The sequence below is a fragment of the Acinetobacter sp. S-1 genome, from assembly GCF_059579785.1.
Genome location: NZ_JCAOGE010000002.1, coordinates 81,754 through 101,700, shown reverse-complemented (window position 1 = coordinate 101,700; position 19,947 = coordinate 81,754). Strand labels below are relative to the sequence as shown.

Annotated in this window: 11 protein-coding genes and 8 pseudogenes; 13 read left to right on the top strand and 6 right to left on the bottom strand. The window is 45.6% G+C overall.

What is annotated here, in order from left to right; genetic code table 11:
* Positions 1–6 precede the first annotated feature (6 nt).
* The 6 genes and pseudogenes from hdeD-GI to AC52J8_RS18835 form a co-directional block, all read right to left on the bottom strand.
* Positions 7–618, bottom strand: coding sequence for a heat resistance membrane protein HdeD-GI (gene hdeD-GI, locus AC52J8_RS18860; protein WP_004834871.1), 612 nt, complete (start codon positions 616–618; stop codon positions 7–9).
* Between the two features lie 89 nt (positions 619–707).
* Positions 708–1,595, bottom strand: coding sequence for a heat resistance protein YfdX2 (gene yfdX2 / locus AC52J8_RS18855; protein WP_002126446.1), 888 nt, complete (start codon positions 1,593–1,595; stop codon positions 708–710).
* 102 nt (positions 1,596–1,697) lie between these two features.
* Positions 1,698–2,051: pseudogene (gene yfdX1, locus AC52J8_RS18850) on the bottom strand (heat resistance protein YfdX1); the annotation flags it as partial.
* Positions 2,043–2,375: pseudogene (locus tag AC52J8_RS18845) on the bottom strand (PLDc N-terminal domain-containing protein); the annotation flags it as partial. The pseudogenes AC52J8_RS18845 and yfdX1, both read right to left, overlap by 9 nt.
* Positions 2,376–2,390: 15 nt before the next feature.
* Positions 2,391–5,273: a heat shock survival AAA family ATPase ClpK gene (gene clpK, locus AC52J8_RS18840; protein ID WP_130120071.1), complete on the bottom strand. Its 2,883-nt coding sequence runs from the start codon at positions 5,271–5,273 to the stop codon at positions 2,391–2,393.
* Positions 5,274–5,366: 93 nt separating this feature from the next.
* Positions 5,367–5,936, bottom strand: coding sequence for an Hsp20/alpha crystallin family protein (locus AC52J8_RS18835; RefSeq protein WP_000350434.1), 570 nt, complete (start codon positions 5,934–5,936; stop codon positions 5,367–5,369).
* Between the two features lie 410 nt (positions 5,937–6,346).
* Here AC52J8_RS18835 and AC52J8_RS18830 point away from each other — a divergent pair.
* The 13 genes and pseudogenes from AC52J8_RS18830 to AC52J8_RS18770 all read left to right on the top strand — a co-directional run.
* Positions 6,347–6,424 (top strand): annotated as a pseudogene (locus tag AC52J8_RS18830) (IS630 transposase-related protein); the annotation flags it as partial.
* 53 nt (positions 6,425–6,477) lie between these two features.
* A pseudogene (locus AC52J8_RS18825) lies at positions 6,478–7,411 on the top strand (IS5-like element ISAba13 family transposase).
* Positions 7,412–7,463: 52 nt separating this feature from the next.
* Positions 7,464–8,225, top strand: a pseudogene (locus tag AC52J8_RS18820) (ATP-binding protein); the annotation flags it as partial.
* Positions 8,226–8,872: 647 nt separating this feature from the next.
* Entirely contained in the window at positions 8,873–9,649 is a 777-nt protein-coding gene (locus tag AC52J8_RS18815) for a hypothetical protein (RefSeq protein WP_000698343.1), read from the top strand.
* A gap of 53 nt (positions 9,650–9,702) precedes the next feature.
* On the top strand, positions 9,703–10,125 hold the full coding sequence (locus AC52J8_RS18810; RefSeq protein WP_000582283.1) for a hypothetical protein: 423 nt from the start codon (positions 9,703–9,705) through the stop codon (positions 10,123–10,125).
* Between the two features lie 33 nt (positions 10,126–10,158).
* Positions 10,159–10,671 carry a hypothetical protein gene (locus AC52J8_RS18805; RefSeq protein WP_005113776.1) on the top strand — a complete coding sequence of 171 codons (513 nt, stop codon included), beginning with the start codon at positions 10,159–10,161 and terminating at the stop codon, positions 10,669–10,671.
* Between the two features lie 132 nt (positions 10,672–10,803).
* Entirely contained in the window at positions 10,804–11,667 is an 864-nt protein-coding gene (locus AC52J8_RS18800; RefSeq protein ID WP_130120059.1) for a hypothetical protein, read from the top strand.
* Between the two features lie 775 nt (positions 11,668–12,442).
* On the top strand, positions 12,443–14,011 hold the full coding sequence (locus AC52J8_RS18795) for a type I restriction-modification system subunit M (RefSeq protein WP_130120061.1): 1,569 nt from the start codon (positions 12,443–12,445) through the stop codon (positions 14,009–14,011).
* Positions 14,011–14,436, top strand: a pseudogene (locus tag AC52J8_RS18790) (restriction endonuclease subunit S); the annotation flags it as partial. The gene AC52J8_RS18795 and the pseudogene AC52J8_RS18790, both read left to right, overlap by 1 nt.
* A pseudogene (locus tag AC52J8_RS18785) lies at positions 14,425–15,198 on the top strand (restriction endonuclease subunit S); the annotation flags it as partial. The pseudogenes AC52J8_RS18790 and AC52J8_RS18785, both read left to right, overlap by 12 nt.
* 9 nt (positions 15,199–15,207) lie before the next feature.
* Positions 15,208–16,305 (top strand): PD-(D/E)XK nuclease family protein, encoded by a 1,098-nt coding sequence (locus tag AC52J8_RS18780; protein ID WP_130120065.1) that lies wholly within the window; start codon positions 15,208–15,210, stop codon positions 16,303–16,305.
* 51 nt (positions 16,306–16,356) lie between these two features.
* A complete protein-coding gene (locus AC52J8_RS18775) occupies positions 16,357–19,236 on the top strand; it encodes a type I restriction endonuclease subunit R (RefSeq protein ID WP_130120067.1) in 2,880 nt (959 codons plus the stop codon).
* Between the two features lie 90 nt (positions 19,237–19,326).
* Positions 19,327–19,884: pseudogene (locus tag AC52J8_RS18770) on the top strand (IS5 family transposase); the annotation flags it as partial.
* Positions 19,885–19,947 lie beyond the last annotated feature (63 nt).

The following is a 19,947-nucleotide window of genomic DNA, read 5'->3' as shown; positions in this document are numbered from 1 at the left end:
ACGCTCTTACCCCAGGCGCGTTTTGCGAAGACTCCAACTAAAGAACAAAAGCGTGACGCCATAGACTGCCGCATGGAAACCCAACAGCCAGCCTGCGGCCACGAATGACTCGACCGGACGGGTAAAAAATATCCACAAGACGATAGCGCCAAGTATAATCGAGAGCAGTCCACTGAGGGCAAGCCAGATTTCACCCTTGATTTCCCGACGCAGCCGAACGGCGGCGGATATCTCCAGCACACCGGTGAAAATCGCCCAGAAGCCCACGCTAGCCCATAAAAAAGAAGCCAAGACTATCGTGGCGACCCAAGGAGCAACCAGGACGACGACGCCCGTAAGTATGCCGACAATGCCGCTGAACAGCAGCCAGCCCCAGCGCTCTTTTTTCTGGATATGGCGCACCGCTGCAAACAAGTTGAACGCGCCATTGACCAAGGAAAATGCGCCGAACATGATGGTCATGGCCAACAGAGCCGATTGTGGCATCCAGAACGCGAGGGCTGCAAAAATCAATGCCAAGACACCGCGCAGCACAAAAAGCCACCAATTTTGGCTCAGCGAACACAGTGCTTTGGTGGGGTCATCCGCATTGGAATTGGCGATGGTATCTGTGTTCATGCAATATCTCCTAAAGATCTATACAAAATAAAAAATCAAACACTCATGGGACAAGAGAGGGGGCGCTATGCGCCCCCTCTCCAGCGGTTTCAGAACAACTTGGACAGTTTTGCCTTGACTTCATCGAGCCAGCCTTTTCCGCAGCCTCCCCCTCCCGTCTTTTCCTTGATTTTCTTGAGTTCAGCGTATAGGGGCTCAAAGTCCTTCCTTTTACCATAGCCCAGCAGTTCTGCCATTTCCAACTGCTGCCGGGCTTCGTTCAACAATGTCTCCAGGCGCTCATTGGATGCTTCGCTGCGCTGACCATCTTCTACCAGGGGCTCTGCGCGCTTCAGGAGCAGCTTCGCACGCAGGACGGGCAGCGGAAGCACGCTGCGCTCCTCGACCAGCGTGCTGAGCGCTGACTGCAGCGCGGCTTTGGCTTCTTCGATCTTGCCCTGATCGATCAGCGGCACGACTGCCTTCACGGCTGCGGGATAGGACGCCAAAGGGATGTTGGTGACTGTGATCACGATTTCACTGGCCAGCAAAGCCAGCACGTGGCGAGCCCGTTGCACCTCGCCATGTTTGAGGGCATCCAGCGCCTCGTCGGTCATCGCCTCAATGGTTTCCGTGTTGGCGAACAAGTCGTGCACGATGGTGCGCACATCAACGCCGGCCAGGGCGAGCGTGGGTTCGCGCGCGACGATCAGCTCCAGCTTTCCCGTCACTTCGGCCAGCGTTGCCAATGCGCGTGCAGTGTCCTTGCCGTCAAGTGCGGCCAGCGCTGATTTGGTCAGCGACAAGGCCGAGACGGCCTCATCGAGGACTTGTTTACGTTTGTCTGCCGCCTGCGAGTCCGTTTCCTTCTGAACCTCAGGCTGTACCTCCGTGACGACTTCAGGCTTGGCCTCTGGACTGACAGGAAGGCTGCTTACCGCGGCCTGTTCGTTTATTCCTTCGTTCGTCGCATTGGGATTCGGTGTTTGCTCATTCATGGTGATATACCTCGTATGAGATAGTGAAAATAGGCGAATCTATTGGGGCTGAATGCGAACATCGCGAGACTGACCGACAGAGCAGTCAGCCCCTTCATCACCTCAAAACAGCTTTTGGATGCGCGTCTTCAACTCGTCGAACCATCCCTTGCCGCTTTTGCCACCAGCCGACTTTTGCTCAATGAACTTCACCTGATCGAAGATGGGTTTGAAGTCTGCCTTCTTGCCATAACCCAGGATCTGCGCCATCTCGATCTCCGTGCACACGGACGACAGCAAGGTGCTGAGCTCCTCGTTCTGCTTGGCATCGCGCTTGTCGGTCTCGGCCAGCTTTTCAGCTTTTGCGATCGCGGCTTCGGCCCGTAGCACGGTCAGAGGAAAGGCGACCGAGGTCACCACCAGGGTGTTCAGTGCTCGGGCGAGTTCCGCTTTGGCGTTGTCGATCTTGCCGCTGGTCAGCGACTGGCCGGTGGCACGTCCCACCAGGTGCGCCAGGCCGGCAAACGGCGCCGATACGGTCTGGGGCATCGTAGGCGTGAGGTCCTGCCGAACAGCAGGATCTGCCCCCGGAAACAGCCGCCGCGCCCGCCGCTGGTAACGGTTGATGCAGAACAGCCCATACAGCAGCGAACCGCCCAGCGGCAACAGCGCGATCAGCAGCACCCACAGCGTGGCCGATCGAGGGTCACGCTTGAAGATGACCGTGTGCCCCGCTGTGGGGATAGTGACCGCCAGCGGCACGAGGGTGGCTGCCCATGTCAGCCCGTTGGGGTCGGACACGACAGCCCCCATCGCTCAAGATTCGCCGCCCGCTGACTTCTTCTTGCGCGCAGGCTTGCTCGCGTCGCTCGGCGGCGTCTCGGCCGGCTTCGCGGCATCGGGCTTCTCAGGCTCGGCCGCCTTCGCGGCATCGGGCTTCTCAGGCTCGGCCGGCTTCGCGGGTGGCTCCTGGCACTCGCAGACCACCCGTTCGGCCTTGTCGTCCCAGCGGGCGCTGGCGTGATCGCCCTTGCCAATGCCGCCGCCGAGCATCTCGCGCGCCAGCGTCGTTTCCAGTTCGCTGCGGATCAGGCGCTTGAGTTCACGCGCACCGAACTCCGGCTTGTAGCCTTCTTCCGCGAAATGGTCGATCAGCGTCTGATCGAAGGTGAGCGTCACGCCCTGGCTGGCGGCGTTGCGGGCCACACGATCGAGCTGCAGGCCGACGATATGGCGGATCTCCTCCTTGCCCAGCGCATGGAAGACGATGATCTCGTCGATGCGGTTGAGGAACTCGGGGCGGAAGTGTCCGCGCAGCACGTCCATCACCTCGAACTTGGTCTTCTCGTATTCCTCGCCGGCGGCGTCACGGGCCTTCAGCCGACGCTGGATGATGTCCGAGCCCAAGTTCGAGGTGGCGATGATGATGGTATTGGTGAAATCCACCACCCGGCCCTTGCCGTCGGTGAGCCGCCCGTCGTCGAACACCTGCAGTAGGATGTTGTAGACGTCGGGGTGAGCCTTCTCGATTTCGTCCAGCAGCAACACGCTGTAGGGCTTGCGCCGCACCTTCTCGGTGAGCTGACCGCCTTCGTCGTAACCGATGTAACCTGGAGGCGCCCCCACCAGACGTGCCACGGTATGGCGTTCCCCGTACTCGGACATGTCGATGCGCAGCAGCGCACCTTCATCGCCATAGATGGACTCGGCCAGCGCCTTGGCGAGCTCGGTCTTGCCCACCCCGGTCGGGCCCAGGAACAGGAAGGTAGCCACCGGTTTGCTACCTTCGCGTAAGCCCGCGCGAGACAGCCGCACGGCATCGGCCACGGCACGGACCGCCTCGTCTTGTCCCACTAGGCGCTCGTGCAGCCGTTGTTCCAGGTGCAGCAGCTTTTCGCGCTCTTCCACCGTCAACTCGTTGACTGGGATGCCGGTCAGGCGCGAAACGATCTGGGCCACGTGTTCTGCCTTGACTTCGGCACTGCCAGAGGCCCGCTCCCGCTCCCAGCCCTCGATCAGCTTCTTGAGCTCGGCCTCCTTGGCCTCGATGCGCTTGCCGAGCTCGGCGGCCTTGTCGTACTGCTTGCGCGCGGCCACGTAATCCTGTTCACGCCGCAGCTGGTGCAGTTCGGACTCCAGCTCCTGCACGGCCACCGGCCGGGCCGTGGCCGACAGCTTCACGCGCGCGGCCGCCTGGTCGAGCAGGTCGATGGCCTTGTCGGGCAAAAAGCGGGCGGTGATGTAGCGGTCGGACAACTCAGCCGCCGCGATGATCGCGTCCTCAGAGATGCTGACCTTGTGGTGCGCCTCGAAGGTGTCGCGCAGGCCGCGCAGAATCATGATGGCCTGTGCCACTGTCGGCTCGGGCACCGTCACCGGCTGGAAGCGCCGCTCCAGCGCGGCATCCTTCTCGATGTATTTCTGGTACTCGTTGAGCGTGGTGGCGCCGATCAGGTTCAGCTCGCCGCGCGCCATCATCGGCTTGAAGACGTTGGCCACGTCCAGCCCGCCTTCGCCACCGCCCTGGCCGGCACCGACGATGGTGTGCACCTCGTCGATGAACAGAATCAGCTCGCCCTGGTGCTCGGAGATCTCCTTCAGCACCTTTTGCACGCGCTCCTCGAACTCGCCGCGATACTTGGCGCCGGCCACCATGGCGTTGATATTGAGTTCCACCAGGCGCTTGTCGCGCAAGGTCTCGGGCACTTCACCGGCCACCATGCGCTGCGCCAGCCCCTCGACGATGGCGGTCTTGCCCACGCCCGGCTCGCCGATCAGCACCGGGTTGTTCTTCTTGCGCCGGGCCAGCACCTCGATGGTGGTCTCGATCTCCTGCGCACGGCCGATCACCGGGTCGAGCTTGCCGTCATGCGCCATCTTGGTCAGGTCACGTGAGTACTTGTCGAGTTCCGGCGTGTTGGTCGGCGTCTCGGCGCGGCCATCCTCGGCGCCCTTGCCGACCACCTTGCTGACCTGTTGGCGCAGCGCCTGCGGCGTCAGGCCGTAACGGCGCAGCAGGTTGGCGGCCAGCCCTTCGCCTTCCTCGGCCAGACCGACCAGGAAGTGCTCCGGACCGACATAGGAATGGCCGAGTTCATTGGAGGTCACGAAAGCGCGGCTGAGCGCATCCTTCACGCGCGGCGACACGCCGATCTCGCCCTCGAACGGCTTGTCCCCGCGCTTGGCCTCGGACTCGATCTGCCGCTTGAGGTCATCGACCTTGATCTTGAACTGACCCAGGATGGTCTTGACCACGTCGCTGTCGGCCAGCGCCAGCAGCAGATGTTCGGTATCCACCTCGGCGCGGCCAAATTCGGCAGCGTGTTTGGCGGCCTCCTGCAGCAGGGCTTCCGACTGTTCGCTGATGCGGCTGGCCAAACCACTGCCGCGACGGCGCGGCGCACCCGAACCTGCGGCGGCGGGCTCGCCGAACGAGGCATCGACCACGTCATCGGTATCGGCGGCCATCGGCGTCGCGTCGTCGCCGATGCGGAAGAAGTCACTGCCGAGGAAGTCCTCGAATAGGCCGCTGCGCGAGCCGAACAAGGCTTCCAGCGGCGAGACGGTGCGCTTTTGCTGGCGCACCAGTTGACGGTAATGGTCGTCACACAACAGCATGGTGCTGTGACGACCGTTGAGATTGGCTTCCACCCGCACGGTGGCGGGTTGGCCGCAGACCTGGCATTGTTTTCTGTCCATGCTGATACTCCTGTAAAGATTGATCTGAAGAGGCACCGCCGATCACGGTGCCTCATTTCTTTTTGGTTTTTGAGAAAAACGCGCTGCCCCGCGTCAGCCGTTGATCGGGATCGAGCGCCCCTGCTTGGGCGTACTGGCCTCGCGCTTTTCCATCGTGATCGTGAGCACGCCGTTCTTGAAAGCGGCCTTGATCGTGTCCTGGTTGGCATCGGCCGGCAGGTTCAGAGCGCGCTGAAAGCTACCGTAGGAGCGCTCCACCCGGTGGAAACCGCCGTCTTTCGTTTCCTGCTCCTGACGCTTTTCACCGCGCACCAGCAGCACGTCGTTGTCGAGCGTGATCTGGATGTCTTTTTCGTCGACGCCGGGTACTTCCAGGGCGATCTTGTACTGCTTGTCGGTCTCCTGGATGTCCAGCGCCGGCTTCAGCATGCCCGGCCAGTCCGACGGCCAGCGTGGCATGGCCAGCGTCGGGAAACCGAAGCCTCGAAACGCGTCGTCGAACAGGCGGTCGATCTCGCGATGCAATTGCAGGATGGGACTGACGGGCCCACCCGACACCTGCAGGTCATTGCGCTGCACCGGCAGCGAGGCAGTGCTCTGTTGTTCTTCCTGCTCCTTTTTGAACCAGTTCCAGGGAGCCAATTTCTTGAAATCAATGTCCATGTCACACCTCCAGAAGAAAAATTGAAGACTCTCGCTCACTCCGCTTGCCGACTTTCAAGTACGCTGCCAATTCATCGAGCGTGAAAATCACCTGTAGGTGCGCTTTCATTTCGCCCTCTCCAATCGCGTCGCTTTGCGGTTCCGGCCAAGGAAATCCTTGCAAGACTTTGTAAGATACTGCGCTTATCAGGAAAGAATATCAACATTCAATGTACAGCGATCTCCCGCCCCATTGATGCAGGTCGACTGCTCAGACAAGGTGCAGCGGGGCGACCTGATCAGGCCAACGTGCGGAATTGCCTAGTCGTCGCTGCGGATCGCGTTCCAGAGTCGGGTCGAAACACTTCCGTTGCCCCAGACAACGTATAGTAAGCACGCAAAAAAACCAATACAATACCGATACCAATACAATACATTTTAGAAAGAAAATATTAGCCAAGCTTGAAGAAGGCCAATCTATTCGAGCGGTTGCTCAGCACTTCGAAATGGCTTTGTTGCACAAACCTATCTCTAAAGGCTTATTCCACAATATAATTTTCAAATGAATAAGTCGACACCTAAAATTTATCGCACAACCAATTGGTCTTCATATAACCGAGCTCTCATTAATCGTGGAAATATTGCCATTTGGTTTGATCCTGCTACGCAATGGTATGCCCCATCAAAAGGCAAACAAGGACGAAATCAAACTTACTCCGACGCAGCTATCCAATGCTGCCTAATGATTAAATCTCTCTTCCGATTGTCTTTACGCATGGTCACTGGCTTTGTTCAAAGTCTCATCCATCTTTGTGGGTTAAATTGGATAGCGCCAGACTACACTACAATTTGTAGACGACAACAGCATATTGATATTGTGATTAGCTATCAAAAAAGTTGTGATGGACTGTATCTAATCGTTGACTCTACAGGTCTGAAATTCTTAGGTGAGGGTGAATGGAAGCGTAAAAAACATCAGTCTGAATATCGTCGCCAATGGCGTAAATTACATATGGGTATAGATGCTAAAACCTTACAAATACGCGCTGTTCAGCTCACAACCAACAATGTGAGTGATTCACAGGTACTTGGTGATTTACTCGATCAGATTCCACAAGATGAGAGAGTTGACTCCGTCTATACCGATGGAGCTTATGATACCAAACAGTGCCGACAGGTCATTGCGGATCGGCAAGCACATGCAGTGATTCCACCAAGAAAAAATGCGAAGCCATGGAAAGATAAAAAGATGAGCTCGCTAGAACGCAATGAGTTGCTTCGAACAGTTAAACGTTTAGGAAGAACTATTTGGAAGAAATGGTCAGGCTATCATCGGCGAAGTTTGGTTGAAACCAAGATGCATTGCATCAAATTATTGGGGGATAAACTCAGTGCGAGAAATTTTTCAAAGCCAAGTCAATGAGATTCATGCACGTATGGCAGTATTAAATAAATTTACGGACTTAGGCAGACCACATACCCGAGTTGTCACTTAAATTTGAGTAGATATGAGAAGTCTTAACTTTTAAATCTTTGTGCAACAAAGCCCCTTCAACACCATTTAATCCTTTAAAGCTTAGTAAACAAATTCGTGAGGAATGTGTCTGGCCACCAAAATCGGATGGTATATGGGGAGAAGATCAGCAAAGTTTTAGTTATTGTCTTGCCTTAGTATCAAGAATTCATGGAATAACAACCTCTAATACCTTTAAATTTGTTTTTCAATCCAAAGGCCTACCAACACTTGTAGAAAAAATCGATGATTTCTATGATTCAAATAAAAAAATCTTGAGAATAGACTTAAGTGATGTTGGATTTGAATTTAAAGCTAGGGAAATCGTTGCAAATGTGATTGGAAGACATCTTTTAGGTCTCGCAAGGGATCGGAAATTCTCAGATAAACCGATAGTTGTTTTTTTAGATGAAGCTCATAATTTTATCGGGAAAAGCATTGGTAACGAAGATTCGATTGCCAAATTAGATTCTTTTGAGTTAATTGCAAAGGAAGGACGAAAATTTGGTTTGAATATTTGCTTAGCAACTCAGAGACCAAGGGATATAACTGAAGGCGTATTAAGCCAATTAGGCACATTAATTGTTCATAGGCTTACTAATGATCGAGATAGAGAAATTATTGAACGTGCTTGTGGTGAAATTGATAAAGCAGCTTCAGATTTTTTACCTAGTTTACAACCAGGGGAAGCTGTACTTATTGGAAACGATTTTCCGATTCCATTAACGATTAATATTCATCAACCGTCAATAATACCAAATTCAGCAGGTGCAGACTTTCAAAATAAATGGATATGATTAATCTTTTTAGAGTGTTCAATTAAAGTGAGAATCATTGTCCAAGTTGGTATGCAGCTGTGTATATTCATCTAAGTAGGAATATGCACCTAAAATTAAGATTTAAGCGAGAATCTTAGGATCTCGCTTTTTATAAACTCAGTGGACCACATTTAATCGAAATTAGTGGACTACTCTTAATTGGAATTAGTGGACTACTATTAATGATATATACAGTGTAGGAACTTTTTCATTATTGCTAATCATATCAGCGACAACATCAGCAACGAGCTCCTCTATTCCTGAGAATGCTTTAGACTGATCCGCATCATGCTAAGACAATGATGGAAACTCAGCACATAACCTGTTTAAGATGGATTAAAAGGCGTTCAATTGAACGCCTTTATTAATGCCCTGATCATACAGGGCTTTTTATGATTATGATTGAAGAAACAAAACGAGCTTTGTATTACCAACCAATGTACTTAAGAAAGCTTAAATCAAAAAGAGGATATTTCTTATGCTTAAATCTAAAGTAATAAGTTGGCAGCCTTAATTTATCAGTTCTTCGGGTAAGTCATGCCGCCTTTGCTTTTTCCAATCAACTTAACAATTAGCTGACTAAAATAACTTAACGTTTTGCTAATTAAGAAATGAATTGATTGGATATGAAAATTTTATTGATGAATGACTCAAGTGTGACAACCGTTAGAAAAACACATGAGGCTTTAAAAGGTAGAAAACTCATTGCAAGCGGCATGTTTTCAGGTGTCTTTGAAAGCGGAAATCCCAATACCGTTCTTAAATTGACTGCCTGTCCAGCCACTTATTACATGCTTAACGACGAAGCAATTAAGATTGATGACATTCACTCACCTAAATTAATCAAAAACTATGGCCAAGTTGGTGAATACCTGGTTGGCAAGAATGTGAAAGAAACAAACCTCACAAAACCAAATAAAAAATTAGTTCCATTATTTCTGTTTGAAGTAGAGCGCCTTGAGAAGATTTCAAAAGGTCCTAATCGCAGCCTTGCCTTAAACCTTACATATGAATTGCGCCGCCGTCTTGCAGGGTTAGAGCATGGTATAAGTGTACGAGGCGCCACAGCTAAAATTCTCATCGAAATGGCAAATCAGCTTCCTCAACTGAAGGACGTTCCTACCCTCTTACCTTACTTCGAAAAACTAAATAATTTCGTAGGCAGTTACGGTGATGCGTTTTATGACATCCATGCGGCAAATCTAATGCAACGTAGTGATGGAACCATTGTCTTTTCAGATCCAGTTGGCTCAATTGATATTTACACTTCCGGGCATGGCGAATTTAAACCGATCGTTAGCCTTTCGGACGTGAAGTGGACCGACGTCAAAGACCGACACCGTAAAGAGTTCCAAGCGCTTATTAATAAAATCAAACCCAATCAGCAAGCATTGAATGCCTAATTTTGATTGCAATAATAAGTAAGCACTTATTTATAATTAATGGGTATTACGTTATGATTATTGCTGAAAGTATTTTTAGCCGTATTGGCAATCTGCGCAAAGTTATGTCAGACCCTCAAATCGCCTGCCTTCTATCAGGAACCAAAGGTGTTGAGAGTGAGCATTACAAAGACTTGATTATCAAAGTCGATGACATCGTAGCCAAATGCCCTGTTACCTATCAAACAGACGGCCAAGGCGACAACGCAATATGCCAAATGCATTACTTCAAGGGAGATAGCGACGTTTACATCGTTGAATTAGACGTTGCTGGTCCACCTCATACTCAAGCATATGGAGTAATCAGACTTAATGGCGGTTATCCGGAGCTTGGATATATCGATTTAGATGAATTGATCAAATATGGGTTTGAGCTTGATTTGTATTACGCCCAACAGACAGTTGGCGAAGTTATGAGAAAACTTACCTATGAGTAAACACGACGATACCGTAAATGAAGGAGAAAAATAATGGCGCGTTACTTTGACATGTTTAGCAAAGAGATTTCTAAGGAAGAATATGAAAAGTTACGTGCCCATTTTGAGGAAGTTTTTAGAAAGCATGCCGAAAACGAACCAGACACTTTGCCGCTAAACATGTTTTCGGTGCGCGAATTTCAAAATGAAAATCTATGTGTGCAATTAATATGGCTCGGTGAAATCAGCGATAAGATAGTCTCCAGCCACTACAAGTCACAATATCCTATCTTTAAAATTGCGATCTTGAATAAACGGAATGATGACCGATGGTATGAAGAACCTTTATCCAAGACGTACAACCGGCGGTCATCAGCCGATGCGGAATATGAAGATATCCTCTTGAAATACTCCAAATGTTATTACGATGAAGAAGGTAACTTTACCTATAGTGAGGACAATATTTCAAAATGTATTCATGAGCGAATTACGGTTGAGAACCTAGAAGAAGAACAACTACCTTCCATCACCTTCAAACCGAAAACCAACTTTGATTCAGTGTGGTAACACACTGAATCTTATTATTTTACTTTACCTACAACATCGCCATCATTTCGCTTCTTATCCACACGGCGCTCAATAAACTACATACAGCAGCAAGAAAACTGCAATAACTTCAACTAATAAAGGTATGTAAGTATGAACGCAAAAGCTACTAATCAAGTAAAAGATGATGAATTACTTATATCTAATCTTTTTGATCAACTTGATATTGATGAATCAGAACTCGACATGGCTTTAGAGCCAACAGCCGAATCTGCTGCTGTTCAAGATGAAAAGCTAGTCGATGAAGAGTTGCATGATGTTGAGTTATTGGACAACTTAAATAATGGCGCGTTTGACGATCTGATTAACGAGGAAGAACTTGATTTAAATCTTGAAGCAGAAGAAACAAAACAGCCAATTGTTCCAGAAAAGCAAAATAGCGCACCTCAGAAAGTGACAACAGAAAATAAAGCTGCAAAAGAGAAACCTAAATCTACACAGCAACGTGTGACACACTACAACTCCAAGAAGTCAGAAGTTCTCTTAGACCGTCTAGGCGGTAGTGCAGACATGATTCTTCTTGAAGCGAGTGATATTGATTTACCAAATGACAAGCTTAAAGAAAAACAAGAAAACCTGTTACGTATCCTGAACAACCAACCGACGGTAATTGGTACACGAGGTAATGTTGAGACAGTTCAAAAGAAAGTAGCTGAGAAGGTCATTATCTTGTTCACCTATTTCAAGAACGGTGGAAACTTAAATAAGGTCATGAGAATCGCATTTGAGACGATTATTACAGATGGTTATATTACAACTGGTAAAGGTGGCAATCTATATAACAACCTGTTGAATACACATTACTCAGAAGGTACAGCGCGAGCGCAGGCGGGACAGATGCTCCAAATGTTCCCCCTATTGAAAATTGCAACAAAAGAAGGAAATAAGCTAATTCCAAATGAGCAGTCGCTAATTTTAGCCAAGATGAAAGCTGATCTCTTTCCAAGTGAAAAGTAATAGAAAAAAGCGGTAAAAAGGGAGTGTCAAACTCCCTTTATTTTTGCCTATGTCAAAAACACTATTTTCCTGCTTCTAATTTGCGCGCTAATTACGTTAAAAAAATTTTTATAAAGAAACACTCACGCTGAAAATAAAATTAAATCTAGCGCTTTACAACGCAAAATAGCACTGCTTATATATAAGCGCTTACTTATAAATATTGTTATACTCTTTTAAAAATATAAAACAGTAGATAGAATCCATATTATTAGTTAGCGATTACTATATATTTCCAGATAATTACATTTACTATTCACTCAACACTGGCTTTGTTGCACAAACCTAGCCTATAAGGTTTATTCAGTCCTATAATTTCAAAATGAATAAACCTACTCCTAAAACGAATTAGGTCGTCCTCATACCCAAGTTGTCACTTGAATTCTGTTCAAATGAGCAGAGTGTTATCTTTTAAATCTTTGTGCAACAAAGCCATTGGACATTAATTAATGCGTATATTGATGCTGAATATGACCAACTTTAACAAACCGCCTTTTTATTTATTTTGCTTATAAATATTTTTCTAAGCATCTGTAATTTTGATATGGGCCTTAATTTAAATTATGATACTTGAACCTGTTAATCTTTTAAAATCCAAATAAAACCTTGTATATCAATATTATTGATATGCATTTAGTGCGACAAATTTTGTCTTTCTATTTCCAATTTTGCTGAAAAAACTTTAATTTTCGGTAAACTAGTCATGTTTTATTCATTTCATCGGACATGCATAACAATGACCCAAGTACAACTGCAACAATTACAAAAACAACTTTGGAATATTGCCAATACTTTGCGCGGCACCATGGGCGCCGATGAATTCCGTGATTACATTCTGGGTTTTATTTTCTTTAAATATTTATCAGAAAAATCGGTTAATTTTGCTAATGAATTGCTGGATGGCGAAGAAGTCAGCTTTTTAGAATTAGATGAAAATAATGCTGAGCATGTGCCGTACATCGAAGAAATTAAAAAGAATGCCATTGCCGAAGTCGGTTATGCGCTCACACCCAAACAGCTATTCCATACCTTAGCCGAGCGTGGTCGTCAGGGCGAATTCATTCTGGATGATTTAACGGCAACCTTAAAATCAATTGAACAAAGCACGTTAGGCACCGACTCTGCCGATGACTTTGCCAACCTGTTTGAAGATTTGGATCTAAACTCGACCAAGCTTGGCAATAATGCCAGTGACCGTAATGCACTGGTGGCGAAAGTCCTGAGTCATTTAGATGATATTGATTTTGATATTAGTAATACCGAAGCCGATGTACTGGGTGATGCTTACGAGTACCTGATTGGTGAATTTGCCTCAGGCGCGGGCAAAAAAGCGGGGGAATTCTATACGCCGCAAACGGTATCGACCTTACTGGCGAAGATTGTCACCCAAGGCAAAGACCGTTTACGTTCAGTCTATGACCCGACTTGTGGTTCGGGTTCGTTATTGCTACGGGTAAAACGTGAAGTTAAAGATGTCGATATGATTTACGGTCAGGAGATGAACCGTACCACCTACAACTTGGCGCGCATGAACATGATTCTGCATGACGTGCATTTTGCCAAGTTCGACATCAAGCAGGAAAATACTTTGACCCGTCCGCAGCATTTAGATAAAAAGTTTGATGCGGTGGTGGCGAATCCGCCATTTTCTGCAAAATGGTCAGCCGATCCGTTATTTTTACAAGATGAACGCTTTGCTGCTTATGGCAAATTGGCGCCAAGTTCTAAAGCCGATATGGCTTTTGTACAGCACATGCTGTATCAACTGGATGACAATGGCACCATGGCGGTGGTGTTACCGCATGGCGTATTGTTCCGTGGTTCAAGTGAAGGCGTGATTCGTCAGTATTTGATTGAGCAGATGAACGTGGTGGATGCCATTATTGGTTTACCCGCCAATATATTCTATGGCACGTCTATTCCGACCTGTATTTTGGTGCTGAAGAAAAACCGTGAGAATAGCAGCAATATTCTGTTTATTGATGCCAGCAATGATTTTGAAAAGCAGAAGAACCAAAACAAGTTATTGCCTGAGCATTTGGATAAGATTGTTGCGGCATTTGAAAAGCGTGAAAATATTGAAAAGTATGCGCATGTCGCAACTTTACAAGAAGTGAAAGATAACGATTACAACCTGAATATTCCTCGTTATGTGGATACCTTTGAAGCGGAAGCCGAGATTGATTTAGATGCGATTGCAAAGCAGCTTCAAGCTTTGGAACACGACAGCCAAAAAACTGATGCCATCATTGCAGATTTCTGTAATGAGCTAGGCATTGTTTCACCATTTGCGGAGGTGAAGTAATGGCTGTGCCTAAGTTACGATTTAAAGAGTTTGATGCAGACTATACAAATACAACTTTTGAGAAACTGAAAGGGTTTTCTATTCAGTCAGGAAAATCGGAAGAGAAAGGCGATACTGGAGAATTCCCTTTTTATGGTTCAACAGGTGTGATTGGTTATAAAGATATTTTTGACTATGAAGGAAAATCAATTTTAATTGCACGTGTTGGTGCGAATGCAGGATCTTTATATCAAATAGATGGAAAATATTCTGTATCAGATAACACTCTGAGACTCACTGTATCAGATGATACGAGTTTAGATTATTTACGAGAACTACTGATAAAATTTAATCTGAATAGACTTGTATTTGGGACAGGACAACCCCTTGTAACTGGAGGAATGATAAAAAAAGTTAATATTTTTATCCCCGAATTTACAGAACAAACCAAAATAGCCTCTTTTCTATCGAACGTGGATGAAAAGATCAGCCAACTCACGCAAAAACATGAACTGCTGAGCCAATATAAACAAGGCATGATGCAGAAGTTGTTTAGTCAGCAGATTCGTTTTAAAGCGGATGATGGGAGTGAGTTTGGGGAGTGGAAGAAAGTTAAGTTTTCAGACAAATTTAAATTTCATCAAACAAACTCATATTCAAGAGCTTTATTATCCGAACAAGGTGAAATAATGAATATCCATTATGGAGATATTCATACTAAATTCTCTACCTTATTTGATATCAGTAAGGAGGTTGTGCCATTTCTAAGTAGTGAAGTGAATACAAATAAATTTGCCGAAGATCAGTTTTTGCAGGTAGGTGATTTAGTTATAGCTGATGCTTCAGAAGACTATAAAGATATTGGTAAAGCTTTAGAAATTATTCACTTAAACAATCAGAAAGTGGTTGCAGGATTACATACCTACATTGCTAGGCCAGTGCAGCCGTTTGCTTTAGGTTTTTGTGGTTATTTAATGCAAACTTTTGAAGTGCGTGAGCAAATTAAAAAATTAGCAACAGGTATTTCAGTTTTGGGTATATCCAAAACGAATATTGGGAAAGTAGAAATTAAAGTTCCTTGTCTAAAAGAACAAACCAAAATCGCTAATTTTCTATCTAGCATTGACCAAAAAATTGAAGTTGTAGTACAGCAAATTGAACAAGCCAAAACTTGGAAAAAAGGCTTGTTGCAGCAGATGTTTGTGTAGGGGGATATAGTGAATTTAGCAACATCACCTTTTGAACATTTCACACAACTTTTAGATTCTGCAAAAAAGTTTAAAGCGATACCGCGAGAAAAAACTTTTTTCGATACTGCGATTCGTAGCTATTACGAAAATCCCACCACTGAATTGCTTGAATTTTTCTTAAACCCTCAAGAATCCCATGAGTTGGGAGAGGTGTTCTGGAAAGGCTTTAGTGATGTTGTTGTAGGAATGAGCGCCCTAGAGAATTCTAGTCTAGGTCAAGTGGAAAATTTGGAGCGAGAATGCGTTACACATAACAGTAATCGTATCGACCTAATGATTGATACCGACACGTATCTCATTTTACTGGAAGCTAAAATTTATCATCATCAAAACAATCCATTTGATGACTATGTGAAATATGCTCAAACACGCTCAAAAGGCAAAGCTATCCTTGGCTTGATACTCAGCATCTCTGGTAAAAGTGAAGCCAAAAATTGGCACGGTATTTCCTACCAACAATTGGTGAATGCTGTCCGACCTTACCTTGCAGAACAAATGATGGCGAATCCCATGAATAAATGGAATTTGTTTGCACGTGAGTTTTTGCTGCATCTTGAAAGTTATTATCGTACACAGAAACTAGATATGAACCGTATCCAATTTATTTTTGATCATTATCAAGAAATACAAGAGTTACAAAAGTTGAAAACTAATACTATTCAAGAAGTTGTCGATAGTATCAGTCAGCTTCTTAATCAATCCATTGATGGTTATATCTCTAGAAACAAATATGAATCATGGGGAGGGATTCGTTTTTATAACGATGCGTGGAATAACCTGACAAATAACACTTTATACATTTATGAAAATCAAGGCGAGACAATCTTTGGGGTGAATACTTATATTTTGAATTTACCAGAAGAATTAGAGGAGCAAGCATTTTCTATTTTGAAATGCAACGATGATTCACGCTACCTCAACTGGAAAATTGAAAAATATAAAGGTGGTGCTGAACGCTGGTTATGTATCTATTGGCGTGCACCTGAAAATAATTTTGAAGCGATTCGAGATTTGATTGTGGAGAAAGCAAGTTTGTTAGATGTGATTGAAAAAACTTTAAGATAAATCAGTATATTGAATATAAAGCGAATAAGAATTTAGAGAGTAGAGGGTGAAATGACAGTACAAAGCGAATATCAACTTGAAAATGAACTGATTAGCCAGCTCAAGCAATTGGGTTATGCTGCGGTGACCATCAAGGACGAAAGCCAACTACTGTCTAACCTAAAAAACCAAGTCGAACGTGCCAATGGACTTGCGCCACTGTCAGAAACGGAATGGAAACAAATCATCAGTTTTTTAAACACGGGCACCGTGTTTGAACGCGCCAAGAATCTGCGTGATCTGTTCCCAGTCAAATTTGATGACGGGAGCAGCAAACACATCTTTTTTCTCTCGGATGACCCAAGCAAGAACATCTATCAGGTGACCAATCAAATCACCATCGATCACCGCGACTATAATGGCCGTACCAGCCGTTTTGATGTGACCTTACTGGTCAATGGTTTGCCTTTGGTACAGATCGAGCTGAAAAAACGCGGCATGGAAATTGCCGAAGCCTTTAATCAAACGCAACGCTATATTCGTGAAGCCTATTGGGCAGGGCAAGGGCTGTTTGGCTTTATCCAGTTGTTTGTGATTAGTAATGGTGCCAATACTCGTTATTACTCCAACGGCACCACAGGCATCGAGTTTGCCTTTCCATGGGCGGATGTCCATAACAAACACATCAATGAAATTGTCGACTTTGCCGAAGCTTTTTTCAATCAGCAGCATCTGACCCAAATGCTGACTCAGTACATGGTGCTGCTAGAAACCACCAAAAGCCTGATGGTGCTGCGTCCCTATCAGATTTATGCAGTACAGAAAATTGTGGAGCATGTGCAAAACTCCGATCAGAACGGCTATATTTGGCACACTACAGGTTCAGGCAAAACCCTGACCTCATTTAAAGCCAGTCAGATCATCATGCAAATGCCTAATGTGGAAAAAGTTCTGTTTGTGGTCGATCGTAACGACCTCGATACGCAAACCTCACGCGAATTTAATGCTTTTAAAGCCGACAGCGTCGACAGCACAGATAACACATCGACCTTGGTGAAACAGCTGGATCAACGTCATGACAAACTGATTGTGACCACCATTCAAAAACTCAATCGGGCCATCAGCACCGACCGTTATTTAGAATCGATTGATTATCTTAAAAATAAAAAAGTAGTCTTTATTTTTGATGAGTGTCACCGTAGCCAATTTGGTGAGACCCATCAGAACATCAAAAAATTCTTCAGCAATGCACAAATGTTTGGTTTTACCGGTACGCCTATTTTTGAAAAGAACAGCCAAAGCAAAGCAGGTTTAAAACTCACCACAGACTACCTGTTTAATGAGTGTTTGCATAAATACGTGATTGTCGATGCCATCCGTGACCGTAATGTCTTGCAGTTCCAGATTGATTATCGTGGCAAATACACCGCCAAAGGCATGGCGACGAATGAAAGTTATGAGGAAGATGTAGAAGGCATCGATACCAAAGAACTGTATGACAACCCACAACGCCTAGAAATGATTGCTCGCTACATTGTCAATATTCACGATACCAAAACCCGTAATCGTGAATTTACCGCAATGTTCTGTGTCAGTTCGGTCGAAACACTGACCCAATATTACGACCTCTTTGAAAAGGTGCAGGCTGAAAAGCAAATTGAAGATGAAGCACAAGGTCGGATATTTAAACCGTTGACCATTGCCACCATCTTTTCCTATGCGGCAAATGAGGCTGTACCGACTGATGACTTAACTGGCTTGATTCACGAAGAAGCCGCAGATATTCCAAGTCAGGTCAATTCATCCAGTCGGGATAAGCTAGATCGATACATTGCCAATTACAACCGACAGTTCAAAACTAACTACAATTCTGGTGATCAATTTTATGCGTACTACCGCGACATTGCACAGCGCGTAAAAAACAGACAGATTGATATTCTAATCGTGGTCAATATGTTCCTCACGGGCTTTGACTCTAAGCCGCTAAATACCTTGTATGTCGATAAAAACCTAAAATATCATGGCTTAATTCAGGCATTCTCTCGTACCAATCGTGTCTATAACGATAAAAAACCATTTGGCAATATCATCTGTTTCCGCAATCTGAAACGCGCCACAGATGAGGCGCTGGCACTATTTTCCAATAAAGAAACGACCCAGATCGTCCTTGTTCCAAGCTATGCGGAAATCGAACAGGATTACCAAGCGGCGGTGAGCAAACTGTTTGCCTTAACGCCCAATTACCAATCAGTCGATGATCTTGTTACTGAAGAACAGCAACTGGAATTTATTAAAGCTTTCCGTGAAGTGATGCGCTATAACGCGCAATTACAAACTTTTATTGAGTACGATCAAGACCAAACACAACTGGATAAGCAGCACTTCGCGAACTTCGCTTCTAAGTATGCTGACTTATGCCGTGCCGTTAGAAAGACCACCAAGAAAGAAAAAGTATCGGTGCTAGATGATGTCGATTTTCAACTGGATTTACTGCACAGTGACCGCATTAATGTTGGTTATATCATCAACCTCCTACAACTAGTCGTGGATACAGACTCAGAGGACAAGCGTCAGAAGTACCAAGCGCAAATTTACGATTTAATCAGTAGCGATATTAGTTTGCACGATAAGCAAGACCTCATTCAAAAATTCATTGAAGAAAACATACCGAAGATGATCAATGGACAGAGCGTTCAAGATGCCTTTGCACATTTTTGGGATATCGAAAAAGAACGGGCTTACCAGCAGCTTTGTGAACAGGAAAATCTAAAGCCTGAAGTGATGAAAGAAGTTCTTGAACACTATGAATATACGAACCGTTTTCCACGTAAAGAAGAATTGAAAGACTTGCCAAACTATAAAGTAAAACTTTTTGAACGGGATAATGTCTTCACTAACTTGCTGGTCAAGACACGGCAGTTGATTGAAAGATTTTATACTGGTTTTAATTAAATAATACACATTCAAAGTGTGACTTTATTTCCAGAGGGCTTTGTTGCACAAACCTATCTGTAAAGGCTTTTTCAGCGATATAATTTTCAAATGAAGAAGCCTACACACAAAATCTACCGCACAACCAACTGGTCTTCCTATAATCGCGCTCTCATTAATCGGGGCAACATTTCCATTTGGTTTGATCCAAACACTCAGTGGTATGCACAACCACAAAACAAGCAAGGTCGAAATCAAACTTACGCCGATACGGCTATTCAATGCTGTTTAATGATTAAATCCTTATTCCGTCTATCTTTACGTATAGTCACTGGCTTTGTGCAAAGTCTGATTAAACTTTGCGGATTAAATTGGACCGCACCAGATTACACCACGCTTTGTAGAAGACAAAAGCATATTGATATTGTAATCAACTACCAAAAAAGTAGCGATGGGCTGCATCTACTCATGGACTCTACAGGCATGAAGTTTCTAGGTGAGGGCGAATGGAAGCGCAAGAAACATGGACCTGAATATCGTCGCCAATGGCGTAAACTTCATATTGGTATAGATGCTAAAACCCTACAAATACGAGCAGTTCAGCTTACAACCAATAATGTCAGTGATTCACAGGTGCTTGGTGATTTACTTGGTAAGCGTCCGCTGAACACACCTTATGAATTCATCCTATAAGCCTTAATTTAGTCCCCACTTAAAAACAAGTGGGGACTA